The sequence below is a fragment of the Nocardioides seonyuensis genome (assembly GCF_004683965.1).
Taxonomy (GTDB): domain Bacteria; phylum Actinomycetota; class Actinomycetes; order Propionibacteriales; family Nocardioidaceae; genus Nocardioides; species Nocardioides seonyuensis.
The window spans coordinates 1363037-1376554 of record NZ_CP038436.1 but is presented as its reverse complement, the minus strand read 5'-3'; the positions used below and the strand labels follow the sequence as shown (position 1 = coordinate 1376554).

Genomic DNA, 13518 nt, shown 5'->3' with positions numbered 1-13518 from the left:
CCGGTGGCGGGGTAGACGCTCCTCGACGCCGGATGGGACGCCTCCGGAAGCAGGACTTCGACACACACCACTGAATACTCGGTCGGTTTCGCCGCCGGGGGAGAAGGAATCGACATGAACGAAGTGTTCGGCCAGACAGAGAAGGCGCTCAGCAAGGCGGCTGACCTCGTGACCCAGGCCCGGACCGAGGTCAAGGGCAAGGCTGACCGGATGGGTGACGAGGTCGCCCAGATGCTCACCGGCTGGGGAGGCCAGGGCGCCACGTCGTTCAGCCACCTCATGGTCGCCTGGCGCGACAAGCAGGAGATCATCCTCAAGGCCCTCGACGACCTGTCCACGGCGCTCATCGAGACCGAGAAGGACAACGTCGCGACCGACGAGCAGCAGTCGAGCAACAACGCCAACCTCCGCGGCCGCCTCGGCTGACCCGCGCCCCACACTTCCCGACACCACTCCCCAGAAGGAGAACACCATGACTTTCGACGGAATCCAGGTCCAGCACGGCAAGCTCGAGACGGGTGCCGCAGACGTCATCCGCGCAGCTCGCGACATCGAGGCCCGGCTCAACACCCTCGAGGACGAGCTCAACCCCCTCAAGAGCGACTGGCACGGTGGCGCCAAGCTCGCCTACGACGACGCCAAGAAGAAGTGGGACGCCGCGATGACCGACATGATCACCCTGCTGACGCAGGCCGGTCAGGGCGTCGACACCTCCAACGCCGAGTACAAGAGCGCCGACAGCCGCGGCGCCGGCCGCTTCCCGGGCTGAGCAGCATCACACCAAGCCGAGGCCGGTCACCGTGTGGTGGCCGGCCTCGCTGCTCGTGTGTCCACATCTTCGGCCGGGTCGCTGTGGCGAGCGCTCCGGTCCGACAGAATCGGGTCAGACGGCATCGGCACTCGCCGGTGCGATCGACAGACATCAGGTCTGAGGGGGAATCACGGTGGGGAAGGACATTCGTGTCGACGCGGAGCTGATCCGCGACCTGGCACGCGCACTGCGGTCGGCGTCGGAGAATCTCGATCCCGAGGCGGACCGCCACGGACGCGAGGACGTCGTCCAGGCCATGACGGGGCGACACCGCAACATCGACACGTTGGCCGGGAGCCAGACCGGTCGCGCCAACTTCGGCGACTTCCACGAGGGTCGCAGCCTGCGCGAGGTCTACGGCTGGGCCCAGGACAAGGCTGTCGACAGCACCCTCGCCTCCGCCGCTGCGGTCCGCCGCTACGCGCGCGATCTCGAGGACTGCCTGGGCGACCTCGAGGACACCGACGAGCTCTCGCGCGAGCACTTCCGGGCGCTGGGCCGGCTGGCCCTCGACGTGGACAGGGGCTGAGACGATGACCGGGCCACACGAGGCTCGCCTCCGAGCCGCCGTCGCCAACGTCCGCGACGCCGACATCCTCGCCGAGATGGCCGTCGGCTGGCGCACCGCCATCGGCAGGATCAAGACCTCCGAGAAGCACCTCCAGCAGGTGCTCACCGGGTTGGAGGAGCACGAGCAGCTGGGCCCGCGCACCCGCGAGGCCGCTGCCGCGTCACTGACCGGCATGGCCGAGCACCTCCGCGAGCAGCGGCGCGTCCTGCGTGGCACGGCCCGGGCGCTGGATGCGGCCAGCGCTGCGATGGGCACTGCCGTGCGGCTCGTCGAGAGCTGGGACCGCGGGGGAGCCCCGGTCGACCCTGGGCCGGCGCCCCAGCCGGATCCGCAGGCCGCCGACCAGACCCCCTACCTCACCGCCCTGAGTGCGCACACCAGCGCGACCACCAGCTACAACGAGGCAGTCGCCCAGCGCGAGGACGCCGCCCGCCGCGAGATGGAGAACCTCCAGCAGACGTTCTCCCACGCCGAGCAGCAGATCCGGGTCCACCACGACATCCCTGAGTCCCGGCTCACGCAGGAGCAGCAGAAGGAGCTCCGCCGGCAAGAGCTGGAGCGACTGCGTGAGCTGGAACGGCAGCGCGAGCTGGAGCGGCAGCGGGAGATCGAGCGGCAGCGCGAGCTGGAGCGGCAGCGCGAGCTCGACCGCCAGCGCGAGCTGGAGCGGCAGCGCGAGCTCGACCGCCAGCGCGAGCTGGAGCGACAGCGCGAGATCGAACGCCAGCGTGAGCTGGAGCGGCAGCGTGAGCTGGAGCGGCAGCGCGAGGGCGTCCTCGAGGAGCCGGGCAGGCCGCCCTCCTGGGACCCTCCGGTCAGGCGCGACTACGCCGCCGGGGTGCCGGCGTCGACCCACGCGAGCCCCTCCCACCTTGCCGGCTCGAGTGGTCCCGCCCTGATCACCAGTGTCTCCGCCGAGGCACAGAGCGGACTCGCGCTGTCCGGTCCGGCTCCGCAGTCCGGTGCCACAGCTGGGCTCTCCGGCGGCACCGGCCCTTCCAGCGGGGCGGCCTCGATCCCAGGCGGGCTGATGGCTGGGCCTTCCGTCGCCGCCGGGGGTGCCCTCGGGAGCACGCCCCTGGGGGGCGCTGCGGGTGGGACAGCGCGGGCCGTCGGCTCCGGCCCTGCTGGCTCGGCGGCGTCCTCCGCGGCTGCGCCGGCCCGGGGCGCAGGGGCTCGCGGTCCCGCCGGTGGTGCAGCGGCAGCCGGTCAGGCGGGCCGCAGTGGTGCTCGAGGTGGCGCGGCGGGTGCGCGTGCGGGAGGCGCGGCGGTCCCCCAGGGACGCCGAGACCGCCGAGGGAAGGACGAGAACCGCGAGAGGCAGGACCTGATGGCCCCCGACAGCGAGTGGGTCGGCGAGGACGACGCCGCACCGGGCGTCCTCGGATGACCGGTCAGGTCCGCGTCCGTGCCTCGTCCGGCCTGTCGCCTAGGCTGCTCCTCGTTCGTGGGAGCGAAGACACAGCGGGAGTGAGATGACCATGCGGGGGAGCAGGCCATGACCCAGGGCTCGTCGGTCGCTTCCGGCCTGATCCGGGTCACCGTGGCGTCGGGGTCCCGGCGGGTCGACCTGGTGCTTCCCGGAGCCATCCCGGTCGCCGAGCTCGTTCCCGAGCTGGCTCGCTCGGTGGGCCTGCTCGACGCCTCCACGGTCTACGGCGGCTACCGCTTGGTCACCCAGGACGGCCGGGTCCTCGCCAACGACGCGAGCCTGACCATCCAGGGAGTCGAGGACGGTGGTCTGCTCACCGTCACGGCCGGTGTCGACGACACCCCGCCGCGGGTCTACGACGACGTGGTCGAGGCGATGGCCGACGTGGTCGAGCGTGAGCTCCAGCCCTGGCAGCCCGCCGACGGGCGTCGCACTGCGCTCGGCGCCGGAGCCATCCTCCTGGCCCTCGGTGCCGTGGCGCTCCTCCTCCAGGGGGACAACCTGCTCGGCGGGGTCGCCGCTGCGGTGATCGCGGCGCTGCTGGTGGTGGGCGGAGTCGTGCTGGCGCGCGCCCAGGACGAGCCCGAGGCCGGCGTCGCCGTCTCCCTGATCGCTGCTCTCCATGCCGCCGTCGCAGGGCTGCTGCTGGCGCCGGGGCCGCTGGCCGAGTGGACCTGGCCGCTCGCCGACTCGTTCTTCGAGGCGCCGGTGGCGTGCGCCGGAGCAGGCGTCCTGCTCGTCGGCCTCGTCGCGGTCGTGGGCCTCCAGGACGGCCGGACCCTGATGATCCCGGCCATCGTGGTCGGGGCGGTGCTGCTGGCCTCGGGCCTCGTGCTGCAGGTGGTGTCGCTGGAGCCCGGAGTCCTGTTCACCGTCCTGATGACGCTGGTCGTCCTGGCCGGCAGCGTCTTCCCATGGCTCGCCCTGGGCATGACAGGCACCCGGGTGGAACAGATCTACTCGCTCCAGGACGTCACCGCCGATCCCGACGAGATCGACCCCGTCGAGGTGGGGCACGACGCCCGGGTGGGCCACGAGATCCTGCTGGCGGTCTCCGCCACCGTCGGCTCCCTGCTGGTGCTGTTCGCGCCCCTCGCCGTCGACCGCGGTGCCTTCGGCACGGTCCTGGCCGTCGTGTGCTGTCTCGCGGTGATGTTCCGGACCCGCCAGTTCCGCACCGGCAGCGAGGTGCTCGCCGGCCTCGTGTCCGGGGTTCTCGGGCTGGTGTCGGTCGCTGTCTCCATGCTGCTCATCCACGACGGCTGGCGTGCCGGAGCGGCGATCGTGCTGGCAGGTGTCGGTGCCGTCCTGCTGCTCCTCACGCTGGTCCCGACCTCGGCGTCGGTCAGGCGTGGCCGGGCCGGTGACGTGGTCGAGTCGCTGACGCTGCTGTCGCTGCTGCCGCTCATGGTCCTGGCGGCGGGCTTCGTCTCCGCGGTGGCGGGCTGACCCGATGGCCACCAAGAAGGACCTGGTCGAGGCGCACGCCTTCAGTCGCCGGCGGCTCGTGACCGCCTTCGTGTCCGGTGCGCCCGGCGGCCGTGAGGTCGAGCCCGTCCGGCCCGGCCGAGTGCTCATCGGTGGCGTGGCCTTGTCGGTCCTGCTCCTTGCGGGGGCCGCGATCGCCGGCTTCCTGATAGGTCGTCCGCCCGCCGGCTGGCTCGACAAGGGCAGCTTCATCATTTCCAAGGACACCGGCGAGCAGTACGTCGTGCTGCACGGCGGTGACGACCCGACGCTCCAGCGGGTGCCCAACTACGTCTCGGCGCAGCTGCTGCTCGGCGAGCCGGAGCTCGCCCCGGCGACGGTGCGCGACAAGTACATCCGCGAGGTGCGCCTGGGCGAGGACCTCGGCATCGAGGGGGCTCCCGCGAGCCTGCCGGCCGAGGGTGCGCTCGTCGACGACGGGTGGACGGCCTGCACCGCCGCCGGCTCGGGGATCAAGCTCGTGCTCGAGCAGGAGCCGCACGTGGAGGAGGTGGCCGACTCGGCTTTCCTCGTGACGTCTGCCTCGCGGCTGTGGCTCATCACCACCGCTCCGGGTGTGGGCGGGGTGCCGGGACCCGGCTACCGGTTCGAGATGCCCACCGACGTTGTCGAGTCCGGCACCGTCGCCGACCGCCTCGGCTTCGGAGCCACCGACCTGGCCCCGCGCGTCAGCGAGGCCTGGCTCAACCTCTTCCGGGCGGGGTCGCCCTTGGCCTTCGACGAGTTCGGGATCACCAGGAAGGGCCAGCCGGCTCGCTACTCCGGCACGTCGACCGACCTCTCCGACTACCGCATCGGCGACCTCCTGGTCGACCCCGCGACGGGCGACCACTACCTCCTCGGCGACAACAAGCCCCAGGCGCTCAGCGACTTCGCGGCGCTCGTCTACGACGCGGTGGGCGAGAGCGCCGTTCCTCTCGAGGGCGGTCTGCGTTCGGCCCAGGACGCTCCGGACTACCCCGCTGAGTGGCCCCGCGAGGTCCCCCAGGCGCAGATCGGCGGTGAGATGTGCGCGGTGCTCCACCCCTCCCCGGACGAGCAGGCTCGGGTTGCCCTGGCCATCAACCCGACCGGACCGGCGTCGTCCGCCGATGTCCCGCGCGGGCGGCACGAGGTCGACGTCGCACCGAGCGGTGGTGCCTACGTGTTGTCTGGTTCGGAGGACTCCGTCGGCGAGGGGTCGCCGTACGTCATCGACACCAAGGGCCAGAAGTACGCCCTGTTCGGCTCGGTCGTGCCTGACTACATCGGCTACGGCGAGGTCGACCCGCCGGTCGTGCCGAGCACCTGGCTGGAGTTCTTCGAGCGCGGGGTCGTGCTGTCGACCAATGCAGCTCGCCGACTGCCCGAGGACGCGGCGCCGCCGTCCGACGACGAGGAGGCCGCGGAGTCATGAGGCGGGCCGGCCTTGCAGTGGCGGGCCTCCCGCTGGTCCTCGTCCCGGCGTGGGCGACCTCGTCGGTCGCCGCCGGGGTCACCGTGATGACCGGTGCCACTGCCGAGCAGCCCCTGTGCGACCCCGCCACGGTGCCGACCTCCGAGGCCCTCGCCGACGCCACCGTCAGGGTCAACCCGGCACACCAGCGGATGAACGTCGACGAGGCTCACGCGATGGCTACCGGCAAGGGCGTCAAGGTCGCCGTGGTCGACAGCGGCATCGCCACCGTCGACGACTTCGCCCGCATCCCCCTCTACGCGCTTCCCGGCACCGGGCCCGAGATGCTCTCGGGACACGGGACGATCGTCGCCGGGCTGATCGCAGGCAAGGACGGCGTCGCACCCGACGCGGTCCTCTACGACGTCAAGGTCTTCGACGGCGAGGGTGCCGACGAGACCGAGGGCCAGAAGCGCCTCACCTCCGCCGGCATGGTCGCCGGCATCCGCGCTGTCATCGACGCCATGCCGCGGGAGAGGTTCGGCGTCGTCAACATCTCGCTGTCGACGTCCCAGCACGACCCCGCGCTCGAGGCCGCGATCGCCGACCTGGTGGCGCGCGACGTCGTCGTGGTCGCCGCCGCCGGCAACAAGGCCCTCACGACGAGCTCCGAGGACTTCGAGGGCACTCCTGGCAACGACGCCCCGGTCTACCCCGCCGACTACGACGGCGTGCTCGCTGTGAGTGCCACGCCCCCGGACAACCAGGACCCCGCCGGCTACGTCCTGCCCAACCTCGACACCGACGTCGCCGCACCCACTGCCGGTGCGATCTCGGTGAACGCCACGGGTGGCCGCTGCGTGGTCGACGAGGTGGCGACGTCGTGGGCCGCGGCCGAGGTGAGCGGGCTCGTGGCACTGCTCCGCGAGCGCTTCCCCCGTGAGACGCCTCGGCAGATCGTGGCTCGGCTGCAGGCCACGACGGAGGGAGCGGGAGCTGCCGCCGGCAAGGAGAGGGTGGAGAACCCCTGGACCGGCGCCGGAGTGGTGCAGGCCAACGACGCGCTCACCCGACAGCTGTCGATCGGTCCCGACGGCACTCTCAGGAGCACGGTCCGCTCGACCCGGTCCGACGCCCAGGCCCCGCCTGCCCCCGAGAAGGTCGACCTCTTCGGCTCCTCGCGCGCGCTCCTGCTGTGGTTCGGCCTACTCGGCGGCGCGCTGCTCGCGCTCGTCTTCCTGCTGCGTCCCCTGCTGCGGCGCTGAACCATCGGTCAGCGACTGTTTGGAACGGTCGCGACACGGCCGGTGAGTCACCGGTCGGCGGGGCGGCGTGGCTAGGCGCGTCTGATTCCACGAACGCCCAGGGGGACGAGGAGGAGAGCCCAGCCGATGCTCGCGCCGATGAACCAGGATGTCGGAGCGTGGACCGGCTGAGCCACGGGGGAGATCGCCTGCCAGAGCGAGGCGGCAGGGAGGAGGGCGAGCCACGGAGGTCTGTCGATGAGCATGGTGAGCGGCAGGGCGTAGGAGCCGATGGCCGCGATGATCACCAGTGCGGCCCGCTTGCCGGAGCCTGCCGCGTGGACCAGGAGCGCCGCGACGAGGGTGGCGCCGACTGCGCAGATCAGGAGAAGGGGCACGGTCTCGGCGGCGGATTCGGTGGCGACCACCGAGGCAGGAGGTCCGAGCAGCGCCCTGGCGGCCTGGTCTGCGAGGCCGGCGAGCGTGGTGGCGGCGCCGATCAGGATCGAGGTGAGCATGACGACGCCAACCGCAGCCAGCGTCTGGGCCACGCTGAGCGAGGCCACGTCGGTGCCGGCCAGGTGTCGCGCGCGACGGGTGCCTCGGTCGAAGTCGAGACCCGTAGAGACCAGTACCGTGGTCGGGCCGAGGACGCACCCGGTGGCGCAGCCGAGCTGAAGGCCGAGCCACCATCCTCCGGCACCCACAGTCTCGGGGTCACCGAAGAGCCCCACGGGCGTGAGGGCCACGGCGACAGCAGCGAGACCGATGAGAGCGGCCCCGGCGCGTGCACGCGATCGGGTGAGCATCAGGCGGGCCTCGGTGGCCACCAGGGCGCCGAGCCGTCGGTCAATGAGCGCACCCACCACGACGGGTCACCTCCTCCACCAGCCACTGGCCGGGCCGGCGGATCAGACAGACACTGAAGTCCAAGCCTCCTCCGCTGCCGTCGACCTGTGCCCGGCGAATGCTGCGGCTCCCCGCCGGTGTGAGGGTCACCTGCTGGGCGCCGAGCAGGACAGGTACGCCGACGAACGTACGGGCGGTGTCGTGGCTGACGGTGAGCTTGGCCGCGCTGCTCGTGTCACCGCCGTTGGTGAGCCTGAAGAACGACGTCGCAGCATCACGGGGCGACTCTCGGCGCTGCTCCTGCACGATCGTGCTGAGACGTCGGTCAGCCGGCACGGACTCGGCAAGAGAGGGCAATGTCGCGGCGCCGAGCGCGATCCCTGACGCGACGAGGGCTCCGGTACGCCAGGCCCCGGAGCGGGTGGTGAGTCGCCGCGCCCTGGCTGGTCGCGGCGCTGGCCGAGACCTCTCGCCGGAGGAGCCAGGGTCGGACCCCGGTGCACCGATCGACGTGAGCGCCGCGACGACCATGGTGGCGAGCAATGAAACGACCGCCAGTCCCGCGAAGGGTCCGCCGAGGGCAACGACGGCGGCCGCGGTGGTGGGCCAGGCGGCTCGCACCAGGTCGATGGCTGGGAGCGGCTTGCCGAGTAGCAACAACAGATGGACCGAGACCAGCGCAGCGGCTCCGAGAAGCGCGTCGACAGTGCTTCGGTGCAAGGCAAGGGCCATGCTGCATCCGAAGGAGGCAAGGAGGGTCAGCACGGGGCGCGCGACATCGCCCAGACCCATGGTCGCAGGCTCAAGAGGCATGAATCGCGGCACAGCGTCAGCCCGGCTCGTGGCGACGCACACGGCCCAGACCAGGACAAGCCCGAGCACGATCGTTCCCAGTAGCAGGACCAGCACCTGAAGCCGGGCTCGCCGGGGAGAATGGCCGGTCAGGTGCAGGGTCTCCTCGAATCGCGCGTCGTTCAACGTGCCGAGGACCAGCGCGAGAGTGATGGGAACCAACACGACGGCGACGTCATCAAGGGTGTCCAGGGTCCCCGGCAGTCTCGACTCACCGATCGGGTGGCTGCTGCGTCCGATCCCGATCAGGGCGGCAAGGACGAACGCGCCCGCACAGACCTGCCAGGCTCGGGTCCGGACCAGGGTGCTGGCCAGCCCGCGGATCGTCATGCACTCACTCCACGTGATCCAGACTCGAGAAGTAGAGCTCCTCCAGCGTGGTGATCGCGCCGAGCTCGGCGATCGCTCCAGCGACCAGGGGCCGGCCGTCGGCGACCATCAGGTAGTGGTCGGCGACCACCTGGACGTCGTGCAGCTGGTGTGAGGACAAGATCACGGCCCGGCCCTCCGCCCGGGTCATGTCACGTACGAGGTCGAGCAGCCAACGGATGCCGATCGGATCGAGTCCGTTGGTGGGCTCGTCCAGGACGATCAGTCCTGCGTCGGTCAGCAGCACCCGGGCCAGGGCCAGCCGCTGACGCATGCCCAGACTGAAGGCCGCCGCCGGCTGTCGCCCTACCTCGCCCAGCCCGACACGGCGCAGAGCCTCCGATGTCTCGTGGTTGCCGAGCCGACGGGATGGGAAGGCGGCCCGGAGGTTGTCGGCGGCGGAGAGTGACCCGAAAAGGGCCGGGTGCTCAAGCATGCCGGTGACTCCCGGCGTGGGTCGGCCTCGTCTGACCGGGTTGCCGGCGACGCTGATGGTACCGCCGTCGAGGGGCTCCAGGCCGAGGATCATCCGCATCAGCGTCGACTTGCCTGCGCCGTTGCTGCCGACCAGCCCGAGGCATTGACCCTCCCTGACGTCCAGCTGGAACGGCCCGATCTCCGTACCGTTGCGATAACGGCGGATCGCTCCGGTCACTGACAGCGCGTGGGTGGTGCTCATGAACGATCCTCGGGGACCCCTCGGGGGCGCTCCGGAGGCTGGACCCAGCGGACACCGGCGTCGGCGTCGAGCAGGACGATGTCACCGCGCTCGTCGAACACGGCCTCGGTGATGTCGTCCCAGTGATCGATCTCGTTCCCCGACAGGTCGAGGAGGGATGCTCGTCGGACAGTCCTGGTGGGGTCCGTCAGCAACATGCGCTCCGAAGTGGGCGAGGCCGCCAGCAGCAGTTGAGCCTTCCGTTCCGTCGACCACGTCAGGCGGCCGGCTTGGTCGTGCACCGACACCACCGTCACAAGGCCATCGGCCGTCCTGGCGCGCACAACCGCCACCACATGCCGCGGCGACCACGAGCAGGTCGCGCCCGGGAGCGGTGGACTGACCTCCGCCTCCTCGCCGTTCACGCTGATCCGATCGACGCCGTTGAACCGTGCAGCTCCGTCGGCTGACAGGCATCCTGGCGCGTGTGGTCGGTCGGGGTCCTCCTCCTCAACCGGGGACTCCGGCATCTGGATGGGCCGCCATCCCGAGGAGGTCCGTACGACGGACTGGTAGCGGCTGCCGAGACCAAGGACCCCGCTGGTGCCGGATGCAGCTCGCGAGTACCACTCCAGGGACACGTTCTCGGCTGGCCACGAGGTGGTCCCGGCGGGTGTCCAGCTCTGAATGACGGCATTCCCGTCCGTGCGCGTCCACAGCCGCAGCGCGGCGTCGCGGTCGACGGCGAGGATCTCGTTGAACCCTGAACCCTGCGTCTTCCACGCCTTCGGGATCCGCGCTCCGCCGAGGAGTTCCGGCCTCGGGTCAGCGGTGAGATCCTGGAGGTCGCCGCTCAACACCGCCGCAGGGCACCGCGGAGCACACACGGCTGACAGCTGGCCCGTGTCGTCGCGCTGCCACACGACCCGACCCGATCGGTCGAGACCCCGGAACTGCTGACCGACATGAACGATCGCACCGTGGGAGTCTGCGGCGAACAGTCGCGGCTGGCTGTCCAGGTAGGTCGCGTCCACGCTCGTCACGGAGTGGTTGGTCCCGCCGAGATACCAGACCGCGACAGCCACGAGCCCGACGGCCACGAGAGCCGCCGCCGCCGCCCGATGCGCGTTCACAGTCGGCAGTTCTCGCGACTCAGTACGACGTCTGGGTCGGGCAGTTCGAGTCGAGGCGAGTCATGTCTTCTCCGAGGTTGGGCGGTGTCCGCAGGGTGCGCCGGGGCGGACACTAGCGTCCGGGACAAGGAGATGCCCGGTGGTCTATACCTCGCAGTCAGACAGCCAGTTACGGCTGTCATGCGCCGACGGCACCCAGGACCACGGGTGAGACCACCGGTGTCAGACAACTGACCCGGGCCACGAAGGCCCGGGTCAGTGGTGCCGCTGGCGGAGGTAGGGGGATTCGAACCCCCGAGGGCTATTAACCCAACCCGCTTTCCAAGCGAGCGCCATAGGCCACTAGGCGATACCTCCGCGGAGGAGGCTACCGGTCGTCTCGCCAGCCGGTGAAATCGCCCGCTTTGGTCCGGTACGACGCCTCCCCTAGACTCACCGCCAACCCCCCACGCGGCGTCACCTCGCCCAATCCCCCAGGGCCGGAAGGCAGCAAGGGCAAGTGAGCTCTGATGGGTGCGTGGGGGGCCTCTTCATGTCCGGGCCCACCCTGTGTCCCGGCCGGGCATCCCGGCGGGTGTCGACTGTGGGTGGGCACGGTTAGGGTTCACGACGTGGAGTCACCCCTCGCGCTCTATCGCCGCTACCGGCCCGAGACCTTCCAGGAGGTCATCGGGCAGGACCACGTGACCGAGCCGCTGCGTGCGGCGCTCGCCGGCAACCGGGTCAACCACGCCTACCTCTTCTCCGGTCCGCGCGGCTGCGGCAAGACCACGAGCGCCCGCATCCTCGCCCGGGCGCTCAACTGCGTGCAGGCGCCGGTGGCCGATCCGTGCGGTGAGTGCGACAGCTGTCGTGACCTGGCTCGCGGCGGGCCCGGCTCGATCGACGTCATCGAGATCGACGCGGCCTCCCACGGAGGCGTCGACGACGCGCGCGACCTGCGTGAGAAGGCCTTCTTCGCCCCCGTGCGAGACCGTTACAAGGTCTACATCATCGACGAGGCCCACATGGTCTCCACCCAGGGCTTCAACGCGCTGCTCAAGCTGGTGGAGGAGCCGCCTCCCCACCTCCGCTTCATCTTCGCCACGACCGAGCCTGACAAGGTGCTGCCGACGATCCGGTCCCGCACCCACCACTACCCCTTCCGGCTGATTCCGCCCAAGCTGCTCAGCGACTACCTCTCGACCCTGTGTGCCGAGGAGGGTGTGTCGATCGAGCCTGCGGCCCTCCCGCTGGTGGTGCGTGCCGGTGGTGGCTCCGCCCGCGACACCCTGTCGGTCCTCGACCAGCTGCTCGGCGGTGCCGGCGACGCGGGGGTGACCCACCAGCTGGCGACCGACCTGCTCGGCTTCACCCCCGACTCGTTGCTCGACGAGGTCGTCGAGGCGTTCGCCGCCCGCGACGGCGCGGCGGTGTTCGGGGTCGTCGACAAGGTCGTCGAGACGGGCCAGGACCCGCGTCGCTTCACCGAGGACCTCCTGCGCCGCCTTCGTGACCTCGTCATCGTGATGGCCGTGCCGGACGCCCCTGCGACTGGCCTCATCGACGTCGCCGAGGACGCCGGTGAGCGGCTGGTCGCCCAGTCCGCCCGCTTCGGAGCCCACGAGCTCAGTCGTGCCGCCGACATCGTCGCCGCCGGCCTCACCGAGATGCGCGGGGCCACCGCGCCACGCCTGCTGCTCGAGCTGGTCTGCGCCAAGGTGCTGCTGCCCGGCGCCGACCACACGTCCGAGGGCGTCATGGCCAGGCTCGACCGTCTCGAGCGGCGGATGGACGTCACCGGCGGTCCACACTCCTCGGCGTCGAGCACCCCGCCGCAGGCCGCGCCAGCGTCCCGTGCGCCGGCCAGCGCGCCCGAGGCGCCCGCCCCCGAGGGGCCTGCGCCCGAGGCGTCGCGTCCGTCGGCGGCCGCGCCCACCCCGTCCCCGGCAGCAGACCCCGGTCCTCCGCCGCCTCCGCCCCCGCCGTCCTCGACGCAGTGGTCGGAGCCATCGGAGGAGCCGGCTCCGGTGACTGCGGAGCCGAGCCCCGAGCCGTCAGGTGCCGGGGTCGTGGCCTCCCAGCCCGCCGGCCCGCAGGGTGGCCTCAGCCTGGTCGACGTCCGCCGCCTGTGGCCCGACGTCCTCGAGGCGCTCAAGACACGTCGGCGGCTGGTGTGGATGGTCCTCTCCCAGAACGCCCACGTCGTCGGGGTCGACACCACGACGCTCACGATCGGCTTCAACTCCGAAGGCCCGCGCGAGTCCTTCCTGCGTGGCGGCGGCGACGAGGTGCTGCGGCAGACGGCGATCGACGTCATCGGCATGGACTGGCGGATCGACTCGATCGTCGACCCGAGCCACGCCGGCGATGCCCCGACCATCACCAAGCACTCCACCGCACCGGCCGCGGCGCCCGCCGCACCGACGGGCCAGCCGCAGGACGCGCCCCAGCCGCAGGCCCCGGCTGACGCGGCACCGGCATGGGCCAGCGACGAGACGGCTGCCGCCAGCACCGAGGGTGCCGGCCTGGCCGCGGCACGCGAGGCGCTCCAGCAGGCCCGGGCCAACGAGCCTGGCGAGGCCGACGCCGCCCCCGTGCGGTCCGCCGACGACGACGTCGACCCCGACGACCTCGATGCCGAGACAGCCGGGCTCGACAGCGAGGCGCTGCTGAGCCAGACGCTCGGCGCGCGACTCATCGAGGAGATCAAGCACGACTGACGCGGCCGCCCACCGGCCGCGACACCGACCACAC

At 71.4% G+C, this 13518-nt stretch carries 12 protein-coding genes, 1 tRNA gene and 1 other RNA gene; 9 read left to right on the top strand and 5 right to left on the bottom strand.

All coding sequences use genetic code 11. The features are described from left to right. Nucleotides 1–114: 114 nt before the first annotated feature. From EXE58_RS06795 to EXE58_RS06765, 7 genes are all read left to right on the top strand, one after another. Nucleotides 115–426, top strand: a complete 312-nt coding sequence (locus tag EXE58_RS06795) for a WXG100 family type VII secretion target (protein ID WP_135267157.1) — start codon at nt 115–117, stop codon at nt 424–426. Nucleotides 427–472: 46 nt separating this feature from the next. Beyond that, a complete protein-coding gene (locus EXE58_RS06790; RefSeq protein WP_135267156.1) occupies nt 473–769 on the top strand; it encodes a WXG100 family type VII secretion target in 297 nt (98 codons plus the stop codon). 175 nt (nt 770–944) lie between these two features. After that, nucleotides 945–1340 (top strand): hypothetical protein, encoded by a 396-nt coding sequence (locus EXE58_RS06785; protein WP_135267155.1) that lies wholly within the window; start codon nt 945–947, stop codon nt 1338–1340. 4 nt (nt 1341–1344) lie between these two features. After that, nucleotides 1345–2772, top strand: a complete 1428-nt coding sequence (locus EXE58_RS19685; RefSeq protein ID WP_208544159.1) for a splicing factor U2AF large subunit — start codon at nt 1345–1347, stop codon at nt 2770–2772. A gap of 108 nt (nt 2773–2880) precedes the next feature. Next, the gene (gene eccD / locus EXE58_RS06775; RefSeq protein ID WP_135267154.1) at nt 2881–4263 is read left to right on the top strand and encodes a type VII secretion integral membrane protein EccD; all 1383 of its coding nucleotides are present in this window, start codon (nt 2881–2883) and stop codon (nt 4261–4263) included. 4 nt (nt 4264–4267) lie between these two features. Continuing rightward, nucleotides 4268–5698, top strand: a complete 1431-nt coding sequence (locus tag EXE58_RS06770) for a type VII secretion protein EccB (protein WP_135267153.1) — start codon at nt 4268–4270, stop codon at nt 5696–5698. Beyond that, nucleotides 5695–6942, top strand: coding sequence for a S8 family serine peptidase (locus tag EXE58_RS06765; RefSeq protein WP_135267152.1), 1248 nt, complete (start codon nt 5695–5697; stop codon nt 6940–6942). Before EXE58_RS06770 ends, EXE58_RS06765 begins: the two co-directional genes overlap by 4 nt. Nucleotides 6943–7013: 71 nt before the next feature. Here the strand turns inward: EXE58_RS06765 and EXE58_RS06760 are convergent, their stop codons facing one another. The 5 genes from EXE58_RS06760 to EXE58_RS06740 form a co-directional block, all read right to left on the bottom strand. Further along, nucleotides 7014–7787 (bottom strand): hypothetical protein, encoded by a 774-nt coding sequence (locus EXE58_RS06760; protein ID WP_135267151.1) that lies wholly within the window; start codon nt 7785–7787, stop codon nt 7014–7016. Next, the gene (locus tag EXE58_RS06755; RefSeq protein WP_135267150.1) at nt 7771–8952 is read right to left on the bottom strand and encodes a hypothetical protein; all 1182 of its coding nucleotides are present in this window, start codon (nt 8950–8952) and stop codon (nt 7771–7773) included. The genes EXE58_RS06760 and EXE58_RS06755 overlap by 17 nt, the downstream gene beginning before the upstream one ends. 4 nt (nt 8953–8956) lie before the next feature. Then, a complete protein-coding gene (locus EXE58_RS06750) occupies nt 8957–9670 on the bottom strand; it encodes an ABC transporter ATP-binding protein (protein WP_135267149.1) in 714 nt (237 codons plus the stop codon). After that, nucleotides 9667–10782, bottom strand: a complete 1116-nt coding sequence (locus tag EXE58_RS06745) for a hypothetical protein (protein WP_135267148.1) — start codon at nt 10780–10782, stop codon at nt 9667–9669. Before EXE58_RS06745 ends, EXE58_RS06750 begins: the two co-directional genes overlap by 4 nt. A gap of 268 nt (nt 10783–11050) precedes the next feature. After that, nucleotides 11051–11139 (bottom strand) — tRNA-Ser (locus tag EXE58_RS06740). Between the two features lie 83 nt (nt 11140–11222). Here EXE58_RS06740 and ffs point away from each other — a divergent pair. After that, an RNA gene (ffs, locus tag EXE58_RS06735) (signal recognition particle sRNA small type) lies at nt 11223–11312 on the top strand. 81 nt (nt 11313–11393) lie between these two features. Continuing rightward, complete coding sequence (locus EXE58_RS06730) at nt 11394–13484, top strand: DNA polymerase III subunit gamma and tau (protein WP_135267147.1); 2091 nt, start codon at nt 11394–11396, stop codon at nt 13482–13484. The last annotated feature ends 34 nt before the right edge of the window (nt 13485–13518 follow it).

What these genes read in the sequence shown, in the direction of transcription:
- EXE58_RS06795 (WP_135267157.1), top strand. Translation starts at nt 115, where the DNA reads ATGAACGAAGTGTTCGGCCAGACAGAGAAGGCGCTCAGCAAGGCGGCT.
- EXE58_RS06790 (WP_135267156.1), top strand. Translation starts at nt 473, where the DNA reads ATGACTTTCGACGGAATCCAGGTCCAGCACGGCAAGCTCGAGACGGGT.
- EXE58_RS19685 (WP_208544159.1), top strand. Translation starts at nt 1,345, where the DNA reads ATGACCGGGCCACACGAGGCTCGCCTCCGAGCCGCCGTCGCCAACGTC.
- eccD (WP_135267154.1), top strand. Translation starts at nt 2,881, where the DNA reads ATGACCCAGGGCTCGTCGGTCGCTTCCGGCCTGATCCGGGTCACCGTG.
- EXE58_RS06770 (WP_135267153.1), top strand. Translation starts at nt 4,268, where the DNA reads ATGGCCACCAAGAAGGACCTGGTCGAGGCGCACGCCTTCAGTCGCCGG.
- EXE58_RS06765 (WP_135267152.1), top strand. Translation starts at nt 5,695, where the DNA reads ATGAGGCGGGCCGGCCTTGCAGTGGCGGGCCTCCCGCTGGTCCTCGTC.
- EXE58_RS06755 (WP_135267150.1), bottom strand. Translation starts at nt 8,952, where the DNA reads ATGACGATCCGCGGGCTGGCCAGCACCCTGGTCCGGACCCGAGCCTGG.
- EXE58_RS06750 (WP_135267149.1), bottom strand. Translation starts at nt 9,670, where the DNA reads ATGAGCACCACCCACGCGCTGTCAGTGACCGGAGCGATCCGCCGTTAT.